At 35.7% G+C, this 18,209-nt stretch carries 27 protein-coding genes; 15 read left to right on the top strand and 12 right to left on the bottom strand.

Annotated elements, in window-relative coordinates:
* Window positions 1-50 precede the first annotated feature (50 nt).
* The 4 genes from C6989_RS10225 to C6989_RS05155 all read right to left on the bottom strand — a co-directional run bounded on the left by C6989_RS10225 (window position 51) and on the right by C6989_RS05155 (window position 2,059).
* On the bottom strand, window positions 51-1,340 hold the full coding sequence (locus C6989_RS10225) for a thermonuclease family protein (protein WP_255464646.1): 1,290 nt from the start codon (window positions 1,338-1,340) through the stop codon (window positions 51-53).
* 87 nt (window positions 1,341-1,427) lie between these two features.
* Window positions 1,428-1,592 (bottom strand): hypothetical protein, encoded by a 165-nt coding sequence (locus tag C6989_RS05165; RefSeq protein WP_160272857.1) that lies wholly within the window; start codon window positions 1,590-1,592, stop codon window positions 1,428-1,430.
* Between the two features lie 3 nt (window positions 1,593-1,595).
* Window positions 1,596-1,766 carry a hypothetical protein gene (locus C6989_RS05160; RefSeq protein WP_160272855.1) on the bottom strand — a complete coding sequence of 57 codons (171 nt, stop codon included), beginning with the start codon at window positions 1,764-1,766 and terminating at the stop codon, window positions 1,596-1,598.
* A complete protein-coding gene (locus C6989_RS05155) occupies window positions 1,763-2,059 on the bottom strand; it encodes a hypothetical protein (RefSeq protein ID WP_255464645.1) in 297 nt (98 codons plus the stop codon). Before C6989_RS05155 ends, C6989_RS05160 begins: the two co-directional genes overlap by 4 nt.
* Before the next feature lie 81 nt (window positions 2,060-2,140).
* Here C6989_RS05155 and C6989_RS05150 point away from each other — a divergent pair, with 81 nt between their 5' ends.
* The 5 genes from C6989_RS05150 to C6989_RS05130 are packed head-to-tail and all read left to right on the top strand — an operon-like array spanning window position 2,141 to window position 6,275.
* A complete protein-coding gene (locus tag C6989_RS05150; protein ID WP_182126521.1) occupies window positions 2,141-3,277 on the top strand; it encodes an NAD(P)/FAD-dependent oxidoreductase in 1,137 nt (378 codons plus the stop codon).
* A gap of 29 nt (window positions 3,278-3,306) precedes the next feature.
* A complete protein-coding gene (locus C6989_RS05145) occupies window positions 3,307-3,513 on the top strand; it encodes a zinc finger domain-containing protein (RefSeq protein ID WP_148703015.1) in 207 nt (68 codons plus the stop codon).
* Between the two features lie 4 nt (window positions 3,514-3,517).
* Window positions 3,518-3,799 (top strand): elongation factor 1-beta, encoded by a 282-nt coding sequence (locus C6989_RS05140; protein WP_148703014.1) that lies wholly within the window; start codon window positions 3,518-3,520, stop codon window positions 3,797-3,799.
* An 8-nt stretch (window positions 3,800-3,807) separates the two neighbouring features.
* Window positions 3,808-5,976 (top strand): CDC48 family AAA ATPase, encoded by a 2,169-nt coding sequence (locus C6989_RS05135; RefSeq protein ID WP_148703013.1) that lies wholly within the window; start codon window positions 3,808-3,810, stop codon window positions 5,974-5,976.
* Between the two features lie 2 nt (window positions 5,977-5,978).
* The gene (locus C6989_RS05130; protein WP_182126520.1) at window positions 5,979-6,275 is read left to right on the top strand and encodes a hypothetical protein; all 297 of its coding nucleotides are present in this window, start codon (window positions 5,979-5,981) and stop codon (window positions 6,273-6,275) included.
* Window positions 6,276-6,278: 3 nt separating this feature from the next.
* On the opposite strand, the gene C6989_RS05125 is transcribed toward C6989_RS05130, so the two are convergent.
* The gene (locus C6989_RS05125; protein WP_342751989.1) at window positions 6,279-7,166 is read right to left on the bottom strand and encodes a heme o synthase; all 888 of its coding nucleotides are present in this window, start codon (window positions 7,164-7,166) and stop codon (window positions 6,279-6,281) included.
* 98 nt (window positions 7,167-7,264) lie between these two features.
* Here C6989_RS05125 and C6989_RS05120 point away from each other — a divergent pair, with 98 nt between their 5' ends.
* Window positions 7,265-8,359: a plastocyanin/azurin family copper-binding protein gene (locus C6989_RS05120; RefSeq protein WP_148703010.1), complete on the top strand. Its 1,095-nt coding sequence runs from the start codon at window positions 7,265-7,267 to the stop codon at window positions 8,357-8,359.
* A gap of 2 nt (window positions 8,360-8,361) precedes the next feature.
* A complete protein-coding gene (locus C6989_RS05115; RefSeq protein ID WP_182126518.1) occupies window positions 8,362-8,754 on the top strand; it encodes a M67 family metallopeptidase in 393 nt (130 codons plus the stop codon).
* Here the strand turns inward: C6989_RS05115 and C6989_RS05110 are convergent, their stop codons facing one another.
* The 3 genes from C6989_RS05110 to C6989_RS05100 form a co-directional block, all read right to left on the bottom strand.
* Window positions 8,755-9,138 (bottom strand): cyclophilin-like fold protein, encoded by a 384-nt coding sequence (locus C6989_RS05110; RefSeq protein ID WP_148703008.1) that lies wholly within the window; start codon window positions 9,136-9,138, stop codon window positions 8,755-8,757. It abuts the gene before it with no gap.
* Between the two features lie 146 nt (window positions 9,139-9,284).
* Window positions 9,285-9,506, bottom strand: a complete 222-nt coding sequence (locus tag C6989_RS05105; protein WP_148703007.1) for a hypothetical protein — start codon at window positions 9,504-9,506, stop codon at window positions 9,285-9,287.
* Between the two features lie 6 nt (window positions 9,507-9,512).
* Window positions 9,513-9,974 (bottom strand): CBS domain-containing protein, encoded by a 462-nt coding sequence (locus C6989_RS05100; protein ID WP_148703006.1) that lies wholly within the window; start codon window positions 9,972-9,974, stop codon window positions 9,513-9,515.
* Between the two features lie 114 nt (window positions 9,975-10,088).
* On the opposite strand from C6989_RS05100, the gene C6989_RS05095 reads away from it, so the two are divergent.
* Genes C6989_RS05095 through C6989_RS05075 form a run of 5 tightly spaced genes read left to right on the top strand, consistent with a single transcriptional unit; the run spans window position 10,089 to window position 12,200 of the window.
* Window positions 10,089-10,514 carry a universal stress protein gene (locus C6989_RS05095; protein ID WP_148703005.1) on the top strand — a complete coding sequence of 142 codons (426 nt, stop codon included), beginning with the start codon at window positions 10,089-10,091 and terminating at the stop codon, window positions 10,512-10,514.
* A 30-nt stretch (window positions 10,515-10,544) separates the two neighbouring features.
* On the top strand, window positions 10,545-11,264 hold the full coding sequence (locus C6989_RS05090) for a proteasome assembly chaperone family protein (RefSeq protein WP_182126596.1): 720 nt from the start codon (window positions 10,545-10,547) through the stop codon (window positions 11,262-11,264).
* A gap of 4 nt (window positions 11,265-11,268) precedes the next feature.
* Window positions 11,269-11,649: an Hsp20/alpha crystallin family protein gene (locus C6989_RS05085; protein WP_148703004.1), complete on the top strand. Its 381-nt coding sequence runs from the start codon at window positions 11,269-11,271 to the stop codon at window positions 11,647-11,649.
* 50 nt (window positions 11,650-11,699) lie between these two features.
* Window positions 11,700-11,957, top strand: coding sequence for a DUF2024 family protein (locus tag C6989_RS05080; protein WP_148703003.1), 258 nt, complete (start codon window positions 11,700-11,702; stop codon window positions 11,955-11,957).
* Between the two features lie 57 nt (window positions 11,958-12,014).
* Window positions 12,015-12,200 carry a hypothetical protein gene (locus tag C6989_RS05075; RefSeq protein ID WP_148703002.1) on the top strand — a complete coding sequence of 62 codons (186 nt, stop codon included), beginning with the start codon at window positions 12,015-12,017 and terminating at the stop codon, window positions 12,198-12,200.
* Here the strand turns inward: C6989_RS05075 and C6989_RS05070 are convergent.
* From C6989_RS05070 to C6989_RS05055, 4 genes are all read right to left on the bottom strand, one after another.
* Window positions 12,197-14,236, bottom strand: coding sequence for a sodium-translocating pyrophosphatase (locus C6989_RS05070; RefSeq protein WP_148703001.1), 2,040 nt, complete (start codon window positions 14,234-14,236; stop codon window positions 12,197-12,199). The genes C6989_RS05075 and C6989_RS05070 overlap by 4 nt on opposite strands.
* A 35-nt stretch (window positions 14,237-14,271) precedes the next feature.
* Complete coding sequence (locus C6989_RS05065) at window positions 14,272-14,649, bottom strand: hypothetical protein (protein WP_182126517.1); 378 nt, start codon at window positions 14,647-14,649, stop codon at window positions 14,272-14,274.
* A gap of 152 nt (window positions 14,650-14,801) precedes the next feature.
* A complete protein-coding gene (locus tag C6989_RS05060) occupies window positions 14,802-15,266 on the bottom strand; it encodes a GTP-dependent dephospho-CoA kinase family protein (protein ID WP_182126516.1) in 465 nt (154 codons plus the stop codon).
* A 41-nt stretch (window positions 15,267-15,307) separates the two neighbouring features.
* Entirely contained in the window at window positions 15,308-16,420 is a 1,113-nt protein-coding gene (locus tag C6989_RS05055; protein WP_182126515.1) for an Mrp/NBP35 family ATP-binding protein, read from the bottom strand.
* Between the two features lie 148 nt (window positions 16,421-16,568).
* On the opposite strand from C6989_RS05055, the gene C6989_RS05050 reads away from it, so the two are divergent.
* The 3 genes from C6989_RS05050 to nadC are packed head-to-tail and all read left to right on the top strand — an operon-like array spanning window position 16,569 to window position 18,202.
* Window positions 16,569-17,153, top strand: a complete 585-nt coding sequence (locus tag C6989_RS05050; RefSeq protein ID WP_148702997.1) for a DNA-directed RNA polymerase — start codon at window positions 16,569-16,571, stop codon at window positions 17,151-17,153.
* Window position 17,154: 1 nt separating this feature from the next.
* The gene (gene spt4 / locus C6989_RS05045; RefSeq protein ID WP_148702996.1) at window positions 17,155-17,343 is read left to right on the top strand and encodes a transcription elongation factor subunit Spt4; all 189 of its coding nucleotides are present in this window, start codon (window positions 17,155-17,157) and stop codon (window positions 17,341-17,343) included.
* Window positions 17,344-17,383: 40 nt separating this feature from the next.
* Complete coding sequence (nadC, locus tag C6989_RS05040; protein WP_148702995.1) at window positions 17,384-18,202, top strand: carboxylating nicotinate-nucleotide diphosphorylase; 819 nt, start codon at window positions 17,384-17,386, stop codon at window positions 18,200-18,202.
* Window positions 18,203-18,209: the final 7 nt, after the last annotated feature.

Raw genomic sequence — 18,209 nt, 5'->3', positions numbered from 1 at the left:
ATCAAAAAATCATTACATGCTCACATTCATAAACCATTGCAGAAAAACTTTCAGCATCCAAATTCCTGTGCCCATAACTCGGATGAAAATTCGCTTGTGAAGCAGAACTGTGTCAGTATGTTTGCATGTCCCGCATAAAGCAATTCTGCGTTGAGTGTTTTGTGGTCACATGTCACTTTGCCAAGTAGCCTGTCATATGCGTCGTATGGCTGCAGGTCATCTTGGTCTACTGTTACAGTACTTGTTACAGGACACATTTCTGCAGTAAATCTGCTTGCATCATAGAATCCAATCTGGTGTCTTTCAGGTGTGTTTGTAAGTGAGAGTCGTACCTCATAACCACCGCTAAGATATATCGTGTCACCATCTACAATCCGCAAGATTTTTTCCGTTAAGCACAGTGCAGTACCGCTGCACATAATTTTATCATCAGGAAGTGAATGAGTTGTATTTTCATCAGATACCGTAAAATCAATATGAATAGGAGGAGACAAAGCAGTGGGGTTGGTAATACTCTCCCATACAAACATCGTTGCCACATAGTTGCCTGCATTTTGTGGAATCCAAGATGCAGAAAGGCTAAATGAAGACTCGGAATTCAAGGTCCCGTCAATCCATGCCAAGTACACAACAGTCTCAGTGTCATCATGAATCATTACAATATATGCAAATTTTTGCTCCCTGTTCTGTTCGTTTGTAATGTCAGATGTAATCTGTATCTGCTCTCCAACTGCAGTAGAGTCAATCAAGTTTCCAGATACATCTAGAATTTTTGGATCTGATGCAGGTGCTCGCTCAAGTGGAGGGCCGGTGCTTCCAATTAGTGCAGTAGACATCAAGTAAGCATCAGAGCCAAAATGATCAGGAGGCATTGTCGTATCAACATACACCACTCCAATTGTGTCACCGTCACGAGTTAAAATCACACTGGGTGCAGAACGTGAGTCGCTTATTCCAAACGTTCTCTCAAATTTCCCCGAATTAGATTCTGTCTCGCGTAGCTCAATAACATGAAATTCAGAGTCACTGTCAGAATATACTAACACATTTGCTGTTTCTTTGTAGCTTACATCACGGTTCAAATCAGGATCTTTTAGAATTACAGTTACAAAACCAGTTCCGTTCTTTATTGGAAAACTAGCCTCTTTCCAGTCCAGTTTGGCAAGGGTGAAACTTGGATCAATGCCAGAAAAAGTAGTGGTAAAATAATCGGAATATTTAGAATCGATGCACGGGGTGTATCGAGTCACATAAAAACAGTCTTCGGCATGTATGTATTGGACAGTACCAAACAAAGAAAACAGCACCATTGCAAAGACTATCAAAACACTTGTTTTCAACTACTCAAGCTAAAATTATGATATTCATAAGTACTTCGAATCTTTGTTCAGATTATCATATGTTTGAACAATGTTTTTTGCACAAATCTAAAGACATGCAGATGTAGGATCAACCAAGCCCAAAGATTTACGCAATTCCAATCCAGGGCAATGCTCAGAACCAAACGGCGGTTGTATTAAAACAAAATTTAGCAAGATCATTCCCAATATCAGAAGAGTTATTCCAACAATTATCAGGATTCTAGTTTTCATTTTTTACCCCATTCCAAAAAGATAGCAAAGTATGGAGATGGTTCCTTCTGAAGACAGATGGCAGTTCTGCAAGGTTGAAGCAATTCCAATAACATCAAAGACCAGTTTGTATGTACCATATGCTGCAAGTCCTGCAAGAATGCTGTATCGAACCTTGTTTGTAAAAAATCTCATTTTGAGTACTCACACTCTATCTTTTCACCACAGTAAGGACAAAAGTTCATAACAAAAAAGTGCCTCACCCCAAGGAACAGTATTGGAATGGAGTTTGGATGGCGGTTCTCCTTTAGGTGGATTAGGTAATCTTTTACAAGAGTCTGGATTTCCTCAACTGGCTTTGCGACAAGTTTGTCGAATGTATCAAACTTTGCAAAGTTTCTAAAATTTTTTAAATGGTTGCAATAATTGTTTAGTGTCTGGCGAGACTTTATTCCATGCTCAAAGTGGAGGATTGACCTTTCTTTCATGTTTAGTATGGTAATGAATCGACTATATTCCCTTCGTGCACTAAATAATTGAATTAAATAATTGACAAAGAAACAAAAACTGTGTACTTTGACGTGGTAGTTGCAGGTGGCAGTGTTGCAGGATTACTTTGTGCAAGAGAGATTGCTACAAATGGTTTCTCAGTATTAGTTATTGAAGAAGATTACGAGATTGGAACGCCAGAGCATTGTGGAGGACTAGTAAGTATTTCTGGATTAGAAGAGTTAGGAATAGTTCCGTTTAGAAAAACATTTGATCATATGATAGAATCAGCTGAGATCACCGGTCCTAATGGAAAGAGTTTTGTGATTAATTCAAAGAAGCAAAAAGTAATTGAAATCAGTAGAAGAGAATTAGATAAACAGATTGCTTTTCAAGCCCAAAAGAATGGAGCTATAATCAAAGTCAGAACTAGTTTTCAGGAAACTACTGACACTGGAATTAGAACAAATAAAGAAAATGTGGATTGTAAGATTTTTGTAGATGCAAGAGGAGTGTCATCTTTGATTCATAAAGACAGAACAGGTATTTTATCATCTGCACAGTATGAAATCTATGCAGATTGGATAAAAAAAGGAAAAGTCGAAGTGATTTTTGATCAAGAAAAGTATCCAGGATTCTTTGCATGGATAATTCCATCTAATGAAGGAAAAGGAAAGGTTGGAGTCGCCGGAAAAGGAATCAATGTTGCCGAAACACTAGACAAAATTCTTGAAGAAAGGAGAAATTATTCTACAATAAGAAAGATTTTTGCGCCAATTTGGATAAAAGGTCCAATTGAAAAATTTGTAGAAAACAACATAGTGATTGTAGGAGATGCTGCAGGGCAAGCAAAGCCAACTACAGCAGGCGGAATTTTTACTAGCGGCATGGGAGGAATTTATGCAGGGCAAGCAATAGTAGAATTTCTAAAAACAAATGATAAATCAAGATTAGAAGAATATCAAACCAAGTGGACAGATAGATTTGGAAAAGAGTTTGAAAAGCAAATTTTGGCAAGAAAAATTTTAGAAAGACTAGACAACAACACTATCAACAAATTATTTGAATCGATTACACCAGAAATACTCAAAGATATTTCAGAAAAAGATGATTTTGATTTTCATACAGGTTCTATTGTAAAATTATTAGGGCTTAGAGGATCAATTAAAACAGCTCAAACTCTAATCGGCGGAGAATTCAAAAAATTACTTGGATAAAACACGCCTAAATTTCAAGGAAGGTATAAATGATGTTTACAGAAAATCGTGATATGTCATCATCAACAATATCATTACCAACATGTAGTTGTTGCCACAGACATATAATGCCTAATGATAAATGTGTAAAATTCAATTGCCCAAATTGTGGTGCAGATTTAATTTGGAGATGTCAAAGTTGCAGAGAGGCAGCAAGAAACTACACTTGTTCTTCATGTAATACACAGGGACCTTAAGAAAATGGCACAGTTACTATTTATCACAAAAATTCTCCCACAAGGAACCGATGTTAATCTTGACAAACTAGCAGAGACACTCAAAACTTCACTGCCAGAAGGGATTGTGATGAAAAGGCATGCAAAGGAACCATTAGCATTTGGTTTAGAATTTTTGAAAGCAGAATTTGTATTAGAAGACAAAGAAGGTCAAAGCGATGCCTTAGAAAATGCTGTTAAAAATATAGAGGGCGTTAGTGAATTCGAGGTCCTAAATATGAGCCGAATGTCAGTTGACATGAAATAGGTGATCTTTTGGTACGCAAAGAAGAACCTTTGCAAATGCGAATTGGAGAAGCAAAACAAAGGGATGTAGGTAAAAAACGAGCTAGAATTGGTCCTGAGGCCATGGACTTTCTCAAAGTAACTCCAGGAGATATTGTCGAAGTAATGGGTTCAAGAACCAGTTGCGCAGTAATTTGGCCAGTTGATGAAGATGAAAAATTTCCAGATATCATAAGAGTTGATGGTCAAACAAGGAAAAATGTTGGAGCATCACTTAATGACATCGTAAAGATTAGAAAGGTGACATCAAAGATTGCAAAATCAGTTTCATTAACTCCGGTAAACGACACTGTTACAGTTGACAAAGAATTTACAGATTTTGTTAAAAACAGATTGAAAGGATTGCCAATCACACATGGTGATGAAATTTCTGTAATGATTTTAGGAAATTCAATGGATTTTAAAATTACAAAAACTACACCAAAAGGAGTAGTAAAGATTGATCGCTCAACTACACTTAACATTTCAACTGAAACTGCAGTAGATAGAAAAGTCAGGGTAACATATGAAGAAGTTGGTGGACTCAGAGAAAAAGTAAAAGCAATGAGAGAGATTGTTGAGCTTCCACTAAAACATCCAGAATTATTTGCTAGATTAGGAATTGAACCTCACAGTGGAATTTTGCTTTATGGTCCACCTGGTTGTGGAAAGACTTTGCTTGCAAAAGTTTTAGCAAGCGAATCAGAAGCTAACATGTTTCCAATTAACGGTCCAGAAATTATGAACAAATACTATGGAGAAACAGAAGCAAAGTTAAGAGACATTTTCAAAGAAGCAAAAGACAACTCTCCAAGTATTATTTTCATTGATGAAATTGATGCTATTGCTCCAAAAAGAGAAGAAGCATATGGAGATGTTGAAAAAAGAGTGGTCGCACAACTTTTGGCTTTAATGGATGGTCTAAATGACAGAGGAAATGTAATTGTACTTGGTGCAACAAACAGGCCAGATAGTGTTGATCCTGCACTTAGAAGACCAGGGAGATTTGATAGAGAATTTGAGATTTCAGTTCCAAACGAGGATGGAAGAATAGAGATTCTTCAAATTCACACACGAGGAATGCCGATTGATGATGATGTAGATCTAAAAGATTTGGCATCAGAATTACATGGTTACACAGGAGCAGACATCAAATCATTATGTAGAGAAGCTGCAATGAAATCAATTAGAAGGTATTTGCCAGAAATAGATCTTGAAACAGAAAAGATTCCTTCAGAAGTATTACAATCAATGAAGATAAAGTTAATTGACTTTTATGATGCAATGCACGAGGTAGTCCCCACTGCAATGAGGGAGTTCTATGTTGAACGACCTAAAGTTTGGTGGCAAGATGTTGGAGGATTAGATGAAATCAAAAAGGCACTTACAGATAATCTAATTTTAGCAATGAATGAGCCAAGCAAATTTACAAAGATGGGAATCAAACCCCCAAAAGGAGCGTTAATTTACGGTCCACCTGGTTGTGGAAAGACTTTGCTTGGCAGGGCTCTTGCAACAGAGACAGGTGCAAACATGATTTTAGTAAGAGGACCTGAAATTCTTTCAAAATGGGTTGGAGAATCTGAAAAAGCTGTAAGAGAGATTTTTAGAAAAGCAAAAGCATCATCTCCATGTGTAGTTATTTTTGATGAGTTAGATTCGCTGGCACGAAGCAAATCAGGTGAAGGCGGAGTAGGGGAGAATATACTTAGTCAATTACTTACAGAGATTGAAGAGGGAATTTCATCACGTGTTGTAGTTATCGGAATAACAAATAGACCAGATGTAGTAGATAATTCATTATTAAGAACTGGAAGATTGGATTTAGTTTTGTATGTGTCTCCTCCAGATGAAAAAGGTAGATTAGAAATTATTAAAATTTTGACAAAAAAAATGCCATTAACAAATGATGTAAAACTACAAGAGATTGCTGTTGCAACTCAAAATTACACTGGTGCAGATTTGGCTGCATTATGTAGAGAAGCAGCAGTTCAAGCCATGCAAAATAATGCAACAAAGATTTCCAGTCAAGACTTCGCAAACAGTCTAAAGCATGTTAGACCATCAATTACTAAAGAAGTAGATCAATGGTACAAATCAGTTAAGGAAAGTATATCTAACGTGGTACCAAAGACAGGGGATAAAACATTCTACGGATAAAAATGACAATACCAATTAGAAACACAGTATTTGACAAAATAAAAGAAGCAGGTTCATTAACAGATGTTGAACTTTACAAAATTTTAACAAAAGATGGTTTTGGTATGCCAGAAGACAAATTCAACAAAATACTGTTGGATTTAGAGATTCTAGGCCTCATCAAAGTTTCTTGGATTACAAAAGATGAACGCAGAATAGAAGTTTTCATAGTTAAAGAGGAAGTAGACGAAGTTGATGAACAAAATAAAGAAATGATAGAAAAAGATTATGAAGCAAGTTTTCCAGGTTTTGAAAAATAATTCCTAAAATAAAGGAATATGAAATGCTGCATCTAATGCAACTGCCACAAATATTATTGTAAGATAAGGCGCAGTAACTTTGTATGCTTTCCAAGCAAATTCAGGCGTTGGAGTCTTTGTTAGTTTGTAATGATATGCCAACATCAATCCACCAGACACAACTGCAATTACAGTGTAAACAGTACCCATTCCATCAGGGATAAAAGAGAGAATTAAAGAGTAAGGTAATAGAATTATTGTGTTTCCTAAAATATACTTTGACGTTTTTTGCATTCCAATTACAACAGGCAACATTGGAACTTTGGCTTGAGCATACTCGTCTTTGATTTTCATTGCAAGACACCAAAAGTGTGAAGGGGTCCAAACAAATACAAGGAAGCCAACTAAGAATCCTAAAAGATCCATACTCCCAGTAGCTGCTGACCATCCAGCCCATGCAGCTGCACTACCGGCAATACCACCAATTACAATGTTTGATGTGTTTAGGCGTTTGAGCCAAGCAGTGTAAATTATAACATAAGAGAAAATTCCAACTGCAATAAAGAATGCAGAGACTGCATTTAATGCAAAAAATCCGTAAATCACAGAGACACAGCTAACGGCTAAACCATATATTAAAACATGAGATGCTGCCATTCGCCCAGATGGAATAGGTCTTTTACTTGTTCGTTCCATTTTTGGATCAATGTCTTTGTCATAGTAGTGATTCAATGCACTAGATCCTGCAGAAGCCAATGCTCCTGCAATTATAATATGCAGATACGACCAGTAATCAAGTTCAGGAGTACCTGGAACTAATTTACTTGCAGCATACATGGAGGTAACTGCAGTGATCACTAGAAGAACAACTATCCTTGGTTTGGATATTTCCATTATTTCATTAAATCCCAATCTCATTCTATCCTAGTCCAAAGCCATTTAATTTCTTCGTCTATTGATCCATATGATTTCAAAAGGAATAAGTATCTCAGTCCTACCAGCTACGTTAAATGAGTAATTGGGACCTCATGATGCCAGGAATGGGACTCACATCCATAGGATTGGCGGGAATTGTCTTATCGTATGCAGGAATAGCACATACATTCATTGATGGAATGCATGCCTTGACTGGCCTGACCATGTTTGTGGGATTAATCTTCTTAGCTGCAGGAATTTTAGATGGAGGTATTTCAACCAGTAATAGAGCAAAAGCAACTGTTTTGGTAATTGCCTCTATTTCATTAGGATTTGGCGCATATGCATTTACAATGAATACTTCTGCTTATACCGTTACAATAGCTGGAATTTTGATGGGAATTGCATTTCCAGCAATCATTATAGCATATCTTGCAATGAAACATCCAGTATACTTGAAACCAGTTGGTTCCATTGTAGCAATGGCATCAGCTGCGGGAATTATTGCATGGGTTGCATTTGGATTTGTCAGTCCTGATACATACATGATTCCTCAAGAAGTTGCAGTTGAAGAACCAAGTCCCGAAGAAGTTGCACCAACAGGACCTATCTTTGCAATACAAATTCTAGAAGGTTCAGTTGAAGAAGGAAATCCAGATTATGAACCTGATGCAGCAATTGTTCAACAAGGACATGTTGTTGAATGGACAAATGCAGACTCTGTTGCACATACTGCAACTAGTGCTGCAGACTTTGGGGAAACATTTGATACCGGACTGTTAGGAGCTGGTGAATCATACACACTTGATACAACTAATTTAGAAATTGGAGAGTATGAATATTACTGTATAGTGCATCCTTGGATGGTTGCAACATTAACTATTGAAGGTGCAAAAGAACCAATCAAAGTAGTAATGCCAGAAGGGGCAGCAATTCTAGATGAAGGTCAGATCTATTATGATCCTGAAGTAATTACAGTATCTGTAGGAGACACTGTTCTGTGGGATAATGCAGATAACACAGTACATACTGTAACATCAGGTATGCCACCTACAGATGCAACAGGATTGTTTGATTCTGAGATGATGTCAGCAGGAGATAGTTTCGAATTTACATTTACAGAAGCAGGAAGTTATGATTATTACTGTACATTCCATCCATGGATGGTAGGAACTGTTAACGTAGAATAGATTTGCAGAAAATTATCTTATCAAGGTCAGATAAAAAAATTCTAACAGAACATGCTGAAAATGAAAAGCCAATTGAATCATGTGCCATATTATTTGGCAAAGATGACGCAATATCAGAGATATTTTTGACAAAAAATATTGAAGAATCTCCGGTGAATTTTACCATTTCAAATGAACAACTCATTGAAGGATACAAGATTGCAGAAGAGAAAGGAGTAGATGTAATAGGTATTTTTCACTCACACCCAAATTCAGAGGCATATCCCTCAAACACAGATAAAAAATTCATGCAGAGCAATCCTGTTGCATGGATAATTTACTCAGGGGCAAACAAGGATTTTAGAGCATATATTCTAGAGTCAGAAATTAAAGAAATCCCAATTGAGGAAAAATAATCAAGCCTTTCTAAAAGTGGCCTTTGTTCCATCAGCCATATTCAAAACAGACTTGTCTGGAGAAATTATTTTGCCAAGAACATTCACAGGAGAGGCAGGGGTTATTTTCCCAGGTTTTCCTATTGGTGTAGGACCATAAAATAGACAGATAGCTTTTCCTGTTGGCCAATATGCAACATCATTTAATTGAACAGGCGACTTTGCGTTTTCTTCAGGTTGATGGATTGGAGATTTTGATGAATAGATTTCATCACCCCAAACATTAAGATCTACAGTAAAGGGTAATTTTTCAAGAAATTCATTTACAGTTTTTGGAGAAAGGGTGTCATCTAGTTCTAAGATTATTTGTGATGATTCTACATCAACATGAATTGTATGTTTCATAATGTTGTAAATGGTTTGACATACATAAGAATACTCAATTTAGTCTATCTCGTAATTTATGGCAATCACAGATGCAACCTTTTTGACATTTCATTCGTTTGCAATCAGAACATATGTTTTTGTCCCAATATGGTGCTGTGTTCACGTTAATACCTCTGAGTAATTTTGTATGTACCTCGTTTCATCAATATTACGATTCTTAGTAAAAATATAATCCAAATTCCCATTAGGAGAAAATAAAGTATTCCTGCACCAGAGTTTTCAGGAATTGGCGGTTCGTCAAATTCTTCAGGAGGATCAAATGGAGCAACATACGTGAGTCCCAAAAATATAGGTATTACAACGAGTATTATAATTGGAAGAACCATTTCTAGTTAATTATAGGGACTGTAATTTGTAAAAATCTTTGCAACAGAATGAAAGTAAATGTCTTTGATATCATCCTCAGTAGAGATTGCAAGTAAATTAACAATGTCAGAGGCAGTGACAATTCCCACTACAGTATCATTATCAATTACAGGTAATTTTCTAATCCCTCTTTCATGCATTAAATCAGCAGCAGATCTTACAGATTCGCCAGAACTAACAGAAAACATGGGGGAAGACATTATCTGCTTTACAGGTGTAGTGATAGGATAAGCATGAGCAACAATTTTGGCTGAAAAATCCCTGTCAGTAACAATTCCGACAGGAGTATTGTTTTCCATCACAATTATTGCACCAACCTTTGCATCTTCCATCATTTTTGCTGCATCATTTACACTCATAGATGAATCTACGGAGATTACAGATTTTGTCATAATATCTGCTATAGTCATGTTCTTCCCATCAGTCATATTGTAGATTCATTACATCAATTCATTATTTTAGACTCTTCTAGAATATCAAGAGTGAAAATCATTAAAGATAATCATGATTTATTTTAAATTTAAAATCATAGACAGATTATTATGACAAATAAAATCTCGAGCATTCTTGTTCCACTTGATGGATCCTCAAATTCTTTTAGAGGTTTAGACATGGCAATTCACATGGCAAGAGAAAGTCATGCCACAATTACAGGCCTATATGTACTTGGAATTACAAAACCTAGAACAAATGATCCAATCTCACCTGTAGAAAAAATTCTGTTAAAACATGCACAAAAAATTATGAAAAAAGCAAAGCTAAATGCAGCTAAGAAAGGAATTTTATTTTTTGAAAGAATTTCATATGGAGATGAGGGAAAACGAATAGTGGAAATTGCTGAAAAGAAAGGGTTTGATCTTATAGTTATTGGTTCAAGGGGTATGGGAGCTGCAAAAGAGATGTTCTTGGGAAGTACATCAAATTATGTACTCCACAAATCAAAGAAACCAGTATTAATTACAAAATAATTTAATGTTTGAGGAGATGATGATTTGAAGATAGTAAAACCAAATATACAAGAGAAAACATTGCTTGTCGGATTTCCAAGTAACGGACTTGTGGGAACATTTGCAATTTCATATCTAATTCATTCCCTAAAAATGAGACAGGTTGGAGAAATTGAAATATCAGACTTGCCATCAAGTTTGTTCATAGAAAATGGAGAAATTCTTACTCCAATTAGAGTATATCAGAAGAAAAATATTTTTGTAATAATTTCAGATGTTCCGTTAAACCAATTATTAGCACAAAGTTTTGCACATGTAGTACATGAATTCTGTAAAAAAAATAGCATAAAGAAGATCATTATTGTTAGTGGCATGGAAACGGTAAATAAAGAAAAAAATGGTTCAAAAATTTTTGGGCTTATTACACATTCAGTGTTAGATAGCATACTTTACAAAAATCAAATTCCAAAATTCTTAGATGGTTCAATATTTGGAACAGATGCTGCAATAATTTCAATTTTTAGAAAGACAAAGATTCCAGCACTTGTACTATACGCAGAGTGTCACCCATTCTTTCCGGATCCTGAAGCTTCAATTGTGGCAATAGAAACGCTAGCAAAAGTTTTAGATGTTAAAGTTGACATTAAAGATATTAAAAATAGAATTGACAAATTACGTATTCAACACAGAAAGTTAATGGAAGAAACTTTACGAACTCTGCAAAGACAACAACAAGAAAAACAAGGAAATACACCGCAAATATACAGGTAATAATATGGAAGACAGTTTTGAGATTAGAACATTATTTCCAACCATCAATTCACTAATTGACGATATTGAACACAAAATTCTATCCCCGTTATCATATCTAAAGGAATTTGACAATTATTGGTTAGTAGAGTTTGATCTTCCAATGGTCAGTAAGAAAGATATCAAGGTCACTTTTGACGGAAATACGATCAGTGTTGAAGCAAAACTCAAACAAAAGTACTCTGAAGAAAAACTGGGCAAAGTTACAAAATTTGAGTATTTTAAAAAATCAATTTCATTACCAGGTAAAATTGACATTAAGAAAACAACTGCAAAATTTCAAAAAGGCATACTAGAGATCAAAATTCCAAAAAAAGCAATTGGACGCTCCATAAAGATCAGATAATAATTAACAGATTCATTTTGAATTAAATATGCCTTTTTTTGATTAAATTTATGGAAATTCACGTATACGACACTTATGTCAAAGCAGCAGACGGTCATACCATGCACTTTGATGTAATTACTGGTGAAAAAGATCACGAAAAAGCCATAGCATATGGTAAAGAGTGGTTAAAGTCAATTGGTGAAGAGAACGCAGTGATGACACAAAATGAATGTCAATTCTGCCACTCCCAAGGCGCACCAGAGCCTGTTGAACAGGCAATTAAGGAAAACGGCTACTTTATCCAAAAAATGGAAGGCTGTCCTTAAACATTTTTTCCTTTTTCTATAAGACACATTTTTTAGATTAACAAGTATTTGTTGTGTATGAATGAACAAAAATATTCAAAGTGGACTGTAGAAGGAGATAAAAAAACAAGATGGATTTGCGGATGTTTTCAAACCGCAGACAATTATTTCAAATTCTGTGATGCACATAATGAAACTTTGAAAAAAGCAATTCAAGCTCAGATTGATGAATTAGATATGACTCTAGTTGTTGAAGAAAATTAAAGTGCGATAATTGCAACAAATGCTGAGACAAATACAATTGCAATTGTGTTTAGCAATTTGATTACAGTGTTAAGTGCTGGACCTGCAGTGTCTTTGTAAGGGTCACCAATAATATCACCAACAACTGCTACTTTGTGAACTTCAGAACCTTTTTCACCTTTCATCTCAACAAGTTTCTTAGCATTATCCCATGCACCACCAGTGTTTGCCAAGTGATATGCAAGTAGAATTCCAGTAACTACAGCACCCATTAGCAAGCCAGCTACTGCAGTTGGACCTAACAATACACCTAGAATGATTGGGGCAATGATTGCAACAATTGCAGGTTTCCAAAGTTCTCTAATAGAGGCAACAGTTGCAATGTCTACACATTTTGCATAATCAGGTTTAGATTTACCAGTAAGGATTTCTGGATCGGATTTGAATTGTCTTCTAACCTCATCAACCATCTTTCCAGCAGCACGAGATACACCATTGATTAGTTGGCCTGTGATGATAAATGGAATCAATCCACCAATTAAAAGACCTACAATAATTGCAGGGTTTGTTAAACTATAATCTAAATCTAAAACACCTTCAAAGATATGAGCTGCTTCAAACTGGAATGCCTGAATCATGGCTAACGCAGCTAATGCAGCACTTGCAATGGCAAATCCCTTTGTAACTGCTTTAGTGGTATTTCCAACTGCATCAATCTCATCTGTGACTTTACGGTTTTCCTCTCCCATTCCAGTCATCTCAACAATTCCACCTGCATTATCTGCAATTGGGCCAAATGCATCAATGCTTAGTACTATACCTGCAAGACTAAGCATCGCCATTGCAGTAAGAGAAGTTCCAAATATTCCATACAATACAGGGTCTGTGCCTTCAGGTGCAGCAGCTGCTGAAATGCTGTATGAGATGATAATTGCAACAACTAGTGCAATCATGAATGGTCCTGTTGATTGCATTCCTTTGATGATACCCATTAATGTTAATGATGCATATCCCCACTTTGCAGAATCTGCAATTTCATTTACTGGGCCATGCTTGTAACTAGTATACTGGTCTGTAATTTTTTGAATTACTGGAACCAAAATAACACCAATCACAGTAGTGCCGAATAAAGCAATTCCTGCTGTAGATTGTTCAATAAATTGTGTGATAAATACATAGTTTAATGCAATTGCAATTGCAGCTGAAACATAAAATGAACGATTAAGCGGTTTCATTACATCAGTTACTCCTTTTGAACCAACAATTACAACTCCAATGATTGATGCAATCATTCCAGATGAACCAATAAGAATTGGATAAAGGAAATAGTTTGGTGCACCAATTAATGCTGCAATTAGTAATGCTGCTAAAATTGTAACAATATAAGACTCGTAAACATCAGAGCCCATTCCTGCTGCATCTCCAACATTGTCTCCTACGTTATCTGCAATAGTTGCAGGGTTTCTAGGATCATCTTCAGGAATATTTGCCTCAACTTTTCCTACCAAGTCAGCACCCATATCAGCAGCCTTTGTGAAAATACCACCACCAATTCTAATGAATAATGCAATTAGACTTGCACCAATTCCTACACCAGCAATTGTGATTGGATCAGGGAAAATGACATATAAACCAGCAATTGCCATTAATGCCATTGCAGGTACTGCAAGCCCTACAGTTGCGCCACCTCTAAAGGCCATAGCAAATGTTTTTCCTAAACCATCACTACTTAGATGTGCAGCCCTTACTGCTGCTTTTACTGTAATTTTTAATGATATGATTCCTGCAACTGCAGATAATGCTGCACCAACTGCAAATGCAAGACCATTTGAGGGAGTAAGAAATGCTCCAATAATTACTGTTAATGCAATTGCAACAGGAATGATAATTTTCATTTCTCTTTTTAGAAATGCTGCAGCACCAACTTTAACAGCATTTGAGATATCCATCATCTCTTTTGTTCCGGAAGGTTGCTTTGAAATCCAAGCAACTAAACATCCAGCGACTAAAAATGATGCAATTCCTGCGATAAATGGCAGAATCTCAGAGATTTCCATGTTATACTCGCTTGCCCATATCTGGGAAATATAAATCAAATAGCAGAGATCTTGCTTCTTTTTCTATATGGCAAAAATGATTTACCACGCAAGCCTTGCCTTACAAGCTTGTTGAATCTCTTACCATGTGCAAGATATGGGAATCTCATATGGATCAATTCATGAACAATTGTATTTTCAAGAGTCTTCTCATCAGGAATTTTTCTCACGTTAATAAAAACTAGATTGTGCTGAAGGTAAGAAACTCCATAGTACTTGTAAGCAGATGTACGTCTTCCTTCTGTCATCTCCTTTGGCGCATCTAGAACCCCTTTAGTGGTTAATAGAATTGTAGGTTCAGAAATGGAAAATCTATTAGAGTAAATCCCAACTTTTTCTAGAATTTGCAATTTCAGTTCAGGATCAAGTTTCACATAATCCAGTCATGCAATCTGTGTTTATCTTGGAATGTCAATTGTTGTAAGAAAGTTAGTTGATTTTCATTATTCAAAATTATGAATTAATAGGGTCAGAGGTTTTAGTAGTGTAATCATAAATCATACAGCCACCGTCTCATCATACCCCGTTATTCCATTAAATCAAGTAGACTTTGTGCTTTATTTCTAATTTCTGAGGTGATTTTGACTATAACTAGACCCTCATTTGGCTGTCCATACATTACAACAGAATTTTCTGGAGCGTAAACACAAACTGGTAAAACTAAGAGGTCTTCTTCACCATTTACAAGAATCCTTACTGGAGATTCCATTGAGAATGCTTTTTTAATTAAATCAATACTTTGAGAAGTTATCTCGGATGCTGGATTATCCACTGTAATTTCAGTTGCATTTGCAAGTTTTGGGGGTTCTCTTTTTTCTCTTTTCTCAATTCCATCTACAATTTGTAAAGAAGGAATCAAATCATATTTTATCATCTTTTCAGTAGTTCTATCACCAACAGTGATGAGATACGTGTTTTCATTAAGGTGCTTGAGAATATTTTCCTTGTCAGTTTGATTTTCAGGTAAAAGTAAACCTAAAGGATTTTTCATTTGTTCTCTTAGAGCGTTAGGTAACTTCACAGAAATCGATTCTAGTTTGAACTTGCCTCTGGAGCAGATTCTTCGCTCGAGCCCTCTGATGCCACCTCTTCTTGAAGTTTTGCTGCAAGAATACTACATTGTGCAGCAATATTTTTTGCAGCAATTCTAAATGCTTTAGCACTTGGAGAATCAGGGTTTGTAATCATGATTGGTTTTCCTACATCTGAACCAGACATGATTCCAGAGTTTAATGGAATTTCACCTAAGAAAGGCATTTTAAATTGTTCACTAATTTTCTTTGCACCACCATCACCAAAGATGTAATGTTTTTCATCACAGTTAGGACATATGAAATGACTCATGTTTTCAACAACTCCAATAATTGGAACATTTAGTTTCTCAAACATTCCAATGGCCTTTACTGCAACATTACTTGCAACATCTTGAGGAGTAGTAACAACTAAGATTCCTGTAATAGGAATTGTTTGTGCAAGTGTTAATGGGATATCACCAGTTCCAGGTGGAAGATCTACAATAAGATAGTCCAAGTCAGACCAGTTTGTATCAACTAGAAATTGTTTAAGGATGCCTGAAATAATTGGGCCACGATAAATTGCGGCTTGATGTGCTTGCTCTGCAAAGAAGCCAAAGGAAACAACTTTGAGACCGTTTGCTTCTGCGGGTTGAAGTTTATTCTCTTCAACCTCCATATAACCATCCTTCATTCCTAACATCAAAGGAATGCTTGGACCATAGATGTCAGCATCTAGCAATCCAACTTTAGCACCTGTTTGCTGTAATGCCAAAGCTAAATTCAATGAGACTGTTGATTTTCCTACACCGCCTTTTCCACTTGCAACCCCAATAATGTTCTTGACTGTAGCCATTCCAGTATCTGCATCAAGTGAACGACCTTCCATCACTTTTGCAGTTACATTCATGTCAAAATTTTTCAGTTCAGTAAGTTCACCAATTGCTTTTCTTACATCATCCTCAATTTCCATGTTGAAAGGACAAGCAGGAGTAGTTAATTCTAAGGTAAATTTCAAATTTCCATCATTAAGTTCTAAATCTTTAATCATTCCCATTGATACAATATCTTTTTTCAAATCAGGATCAATGACAGTACTGAGTTTTTCAAGAACTTGATCTATTCCAACCATTGCGTCAAAAAACCCGTCTACATTATTTAAACATAAGTCGGAGGCCATAAGAAATTGTCAATATTTTCAAAAATTAGCAAAATCTTTAGAAAAACATGCCCAAATTACCCAAAGATTCATAAATTGAAATTCAAGAAAAATAGCACAGTTGTTTTCTATATCTACCCTAGTTGACGTTGTGAGGATTCCTCCAAGCTTGTTTGGAACTACACTCAAAAAGGCAGCAGTGAATATTCTCAAAGAAAAGTACGAGAGCATGATTAATGCAGATTTAGGTTACATCATTATGATTTTAGATGCTAAAGTTGATGAAATGGGAAAGATGATTGCAGGTGATGGTGGAACATTCCACAGAGTTCAATTTGAAGCATTGACATTTTATCCAAAGTTACAAGAAATTGTGCAAGGAGAAATTGTAGATATTACAGACTTTGGGGCATTTGTAAGAATTGGTCCTACTGATGCATTACTTCACTTATCACAAGTGATGGATGATTATCTTAAGAGTGATGTAAAATCGGGAATGATTTTAGCTAATCAAAGTGGTAGAACATTAAAAGTTGGTTCAACACTTCGTGCAAGAATTACTGCGGTATCATTAGGTAAGGCAGCTGCAATGGGAAAGATTGGAATCACATGCCGACAGCCATTCCTTGGTGCAGATGAATGGATTGAAGAAGAGATTAAGAAATCTTCTGGTGAAGCAGAAGAAGCTAAAGTAGAGGCAAGTTAAGATGGCACGAGAGATGGCATGCAGAAAATGCAAATATGTAACTGTTGGAAAAGTTTGTCCAGTATGCAAATCATCAGATTTGACACCAGACTGGAATGGAGTAGTACTAGTAGTTGATCCAACAAATTCTGAGATTTCAAAAACTTTAGGTATTACTCAAAAAGGCAAGTATGCAATTAAGGTAACATAAAATTTCTAAATCTTTAAAATCAAACTTATGTTTTACCATAATGTTGTCATTTAATTCAAAAAAGCAGTTAGCACAATTTCTAGCAGAAGACATAGGCAAAGGGGATATCACCAGTTTGCTTTTACCAAAGAAAAAAATCACAGCTAAAATAATTTCACGCGAACCTGCAATTATAGGAGGAGTAACACATGCAAAAGAAATTTTTAAGATTAAAGGATGTAATGTAAAAATTTTAAAAAAAGATGGCTCAAAAATACAACCAAATCAAACAGTGATGACCATTTCAGGTAATGCTGGAAAAATTTTGACGTGTGAGAGAACAGCACTTAATCTTTTAACAAGAATGAGTGGAATTGCAACTCAGACACAAGAGTTAGTAAAAAAAATTCCAAAAAAAACAAAAATCTATGCTACAAGAAAGACAGCGCCAGGGCTACGATACTTTGACAAACAGGCAGTAGAGATAGGAGGAGGTAAAAAACACAGACTAAGACTAGATGAAATGGTTATGATTAAAGACAACCATATTGCAGTTAGTAATTCATTAGAATCATTAATCAAAAAAGCAAAGAAAAAACACAAGAAATTTGAAGTTGAAGTTGAAAATACTGCAGATGCATTACTTGTTGCAAAAGAAGGTGCAACAATTATCATGCTAGACAACTTTACTCCAAATCAAATCAAAAAGACAATACAAGTTCTCAAAAATCAAAAATTACGAAATAAAGTTTTACTTGAAGCATCAGGAGGGATAAATTCTAAAAATATTTCTAAATATGGGAAAACAGGGGTAGATATTATTTCAGTGGGCAGCATTACAAACTCTGTTAAAGGAATTGACATGAGTTTAGAAATTTGAGTTTAGA

The organism is Nitrosopumilus sp. b2 (assembly GCF_014078535.1).
GTDB lineage: Archaea > Thermoproteota > Nitrososphaeria > Nitrososphaerales > Nitrosopumilaceae > Nitrosopumilus > Nitrosopumilus piranensis.
Note: the sequence above shows the minus strand (reverse complement) of the source record. Positions and strands in the feature narration are given on the sequence as shown.

Bases quoted from the DNA above. Each gene is read 5' to 3' on its own strand.
- C6989_RS05165 (WP_160272857.1), bottom strand. From the start codon at position 1,592: ATGAAAACTAGAATCCTGATAATTGTTGGAATAACTCTTCTGATATTG.
- C6989_RS05160 (WP_160272855.1), bottom strand. From the start codon at position 1,766: ATGAGATTTTTTACAAACAAGGTTCGATACAGCATTCTTGCAGGACTT.
- C6989_RS05155 (WP_255464645.1), bottom strand. From the start codon at position 2,059: ATGAAAGAAAGGTCAATCCTCCACTTTGAGCATGGAATAAAGTCTCGC.
- C6989_RS05145 (WP_148703015.1), top strand. From the start codon at position 3,307: ATGATGTTTACAGAAAATCGTGATATGTCATCATCAACAATATCATTA.
- C6989_RS05140 (WP_148703014.1), top strand. From the start codon at position 3,518: ATGGCACAGTTACTATTTATCACAAAAATTCTCCCACAAGGAACCGAT.
- C6989_RS05130 (WP_182126520.1), top strand. From the start codon at position 5,979: ATGACAATACCAATTAGAAACACAGTATTTGACAAAATAAAAGAAGCA.
- C6989_RS05120 (WP_148703010.1), top strand. From the start codon at position 7,265: ATGAGTAATTGGGACCTCATGATGCCAGGAATGGGACTCACATCCATA.
- C6989_RS05110 (WP_148703008.1), bottom strand. From the start codon at position 9,138: ATGAAACATACAATTCATGTTGATGTAGAATCATCACAAATAATCTTA.
- C6989_RS05105 (WP_148703007.1), bottom strand. From the start codon at position 9,506: ATGGTTCTTCCAATTATAATACTCGTTGTAATACCTATATTTTTGGGA.
- C6989_RS05100 (WP_148703006.1), bottom strand. From the start codon at position 9,974: ATGACTGATGGGAAGAACATGACTATAGCAGATATTATGACAAAATCT.
- C6989_RS05095 (WP_148703005.1), top strand. From the start codon at position 10,089: ATGACAAATAAAATCTCGAGCATTCTTGTTCCACTTGATGGATCCTCA.
- C6989_RS05085 (WP_148703004.1), top strand. From the start codon at position 11,269: ATGGAAGACAGTTTTGAGATTAGAACATTATTTCCAACCATCAATTCA.
- C6989_RS05080 (WP_148703003.1), top strand. From the start codon at position 11,700: ATGGAAATTCACGTATACGACACTTATGTCAAAGCAGCAGACGGTCAT.
- C6989_RS05075 (WP_148703002.1), top strand. From the start codon at position 12,015: ATGAATGAACAAAAATATTCAAAGTGGACTGTAGAAGGAGATAAAAAA.
- C6989_RS05070 (WP_148703001.1), bottom strand. From the start codon at position 14,236: ATGGAAATCTCTGAGATTCTGCCATTTATCGCAGGAATTGCATCATTT.
- C6989_RS05060 (WP_182126516.1), bottom strand. From the start codon at position 15,266: ATGAAAAATCCTTTAGGTTTACTTTTACCTGAAAATCAAACTGACAAG.
- C6989_RS05055 (WP_182126515.1), bottom strand. From the start codon at position 16,420: ATGGTTGGAATAGATCAAGTTCTTGAAAAACTCAGTACTGTCATTGAT.
- spt4 (WP_148702996.1), top strand. From the start codon at position 17,155: ATGGCACGAGAGATGGCATGCAGAAAATGCAAATATGTAACTGTTGGA.
- nadC (WP_148702995.1), top strand. From the start codon at position 17,384: ATGTTGTCATTTAATTCAAAAAAGCAGTTAGCACAATTTCTAGCAGAA.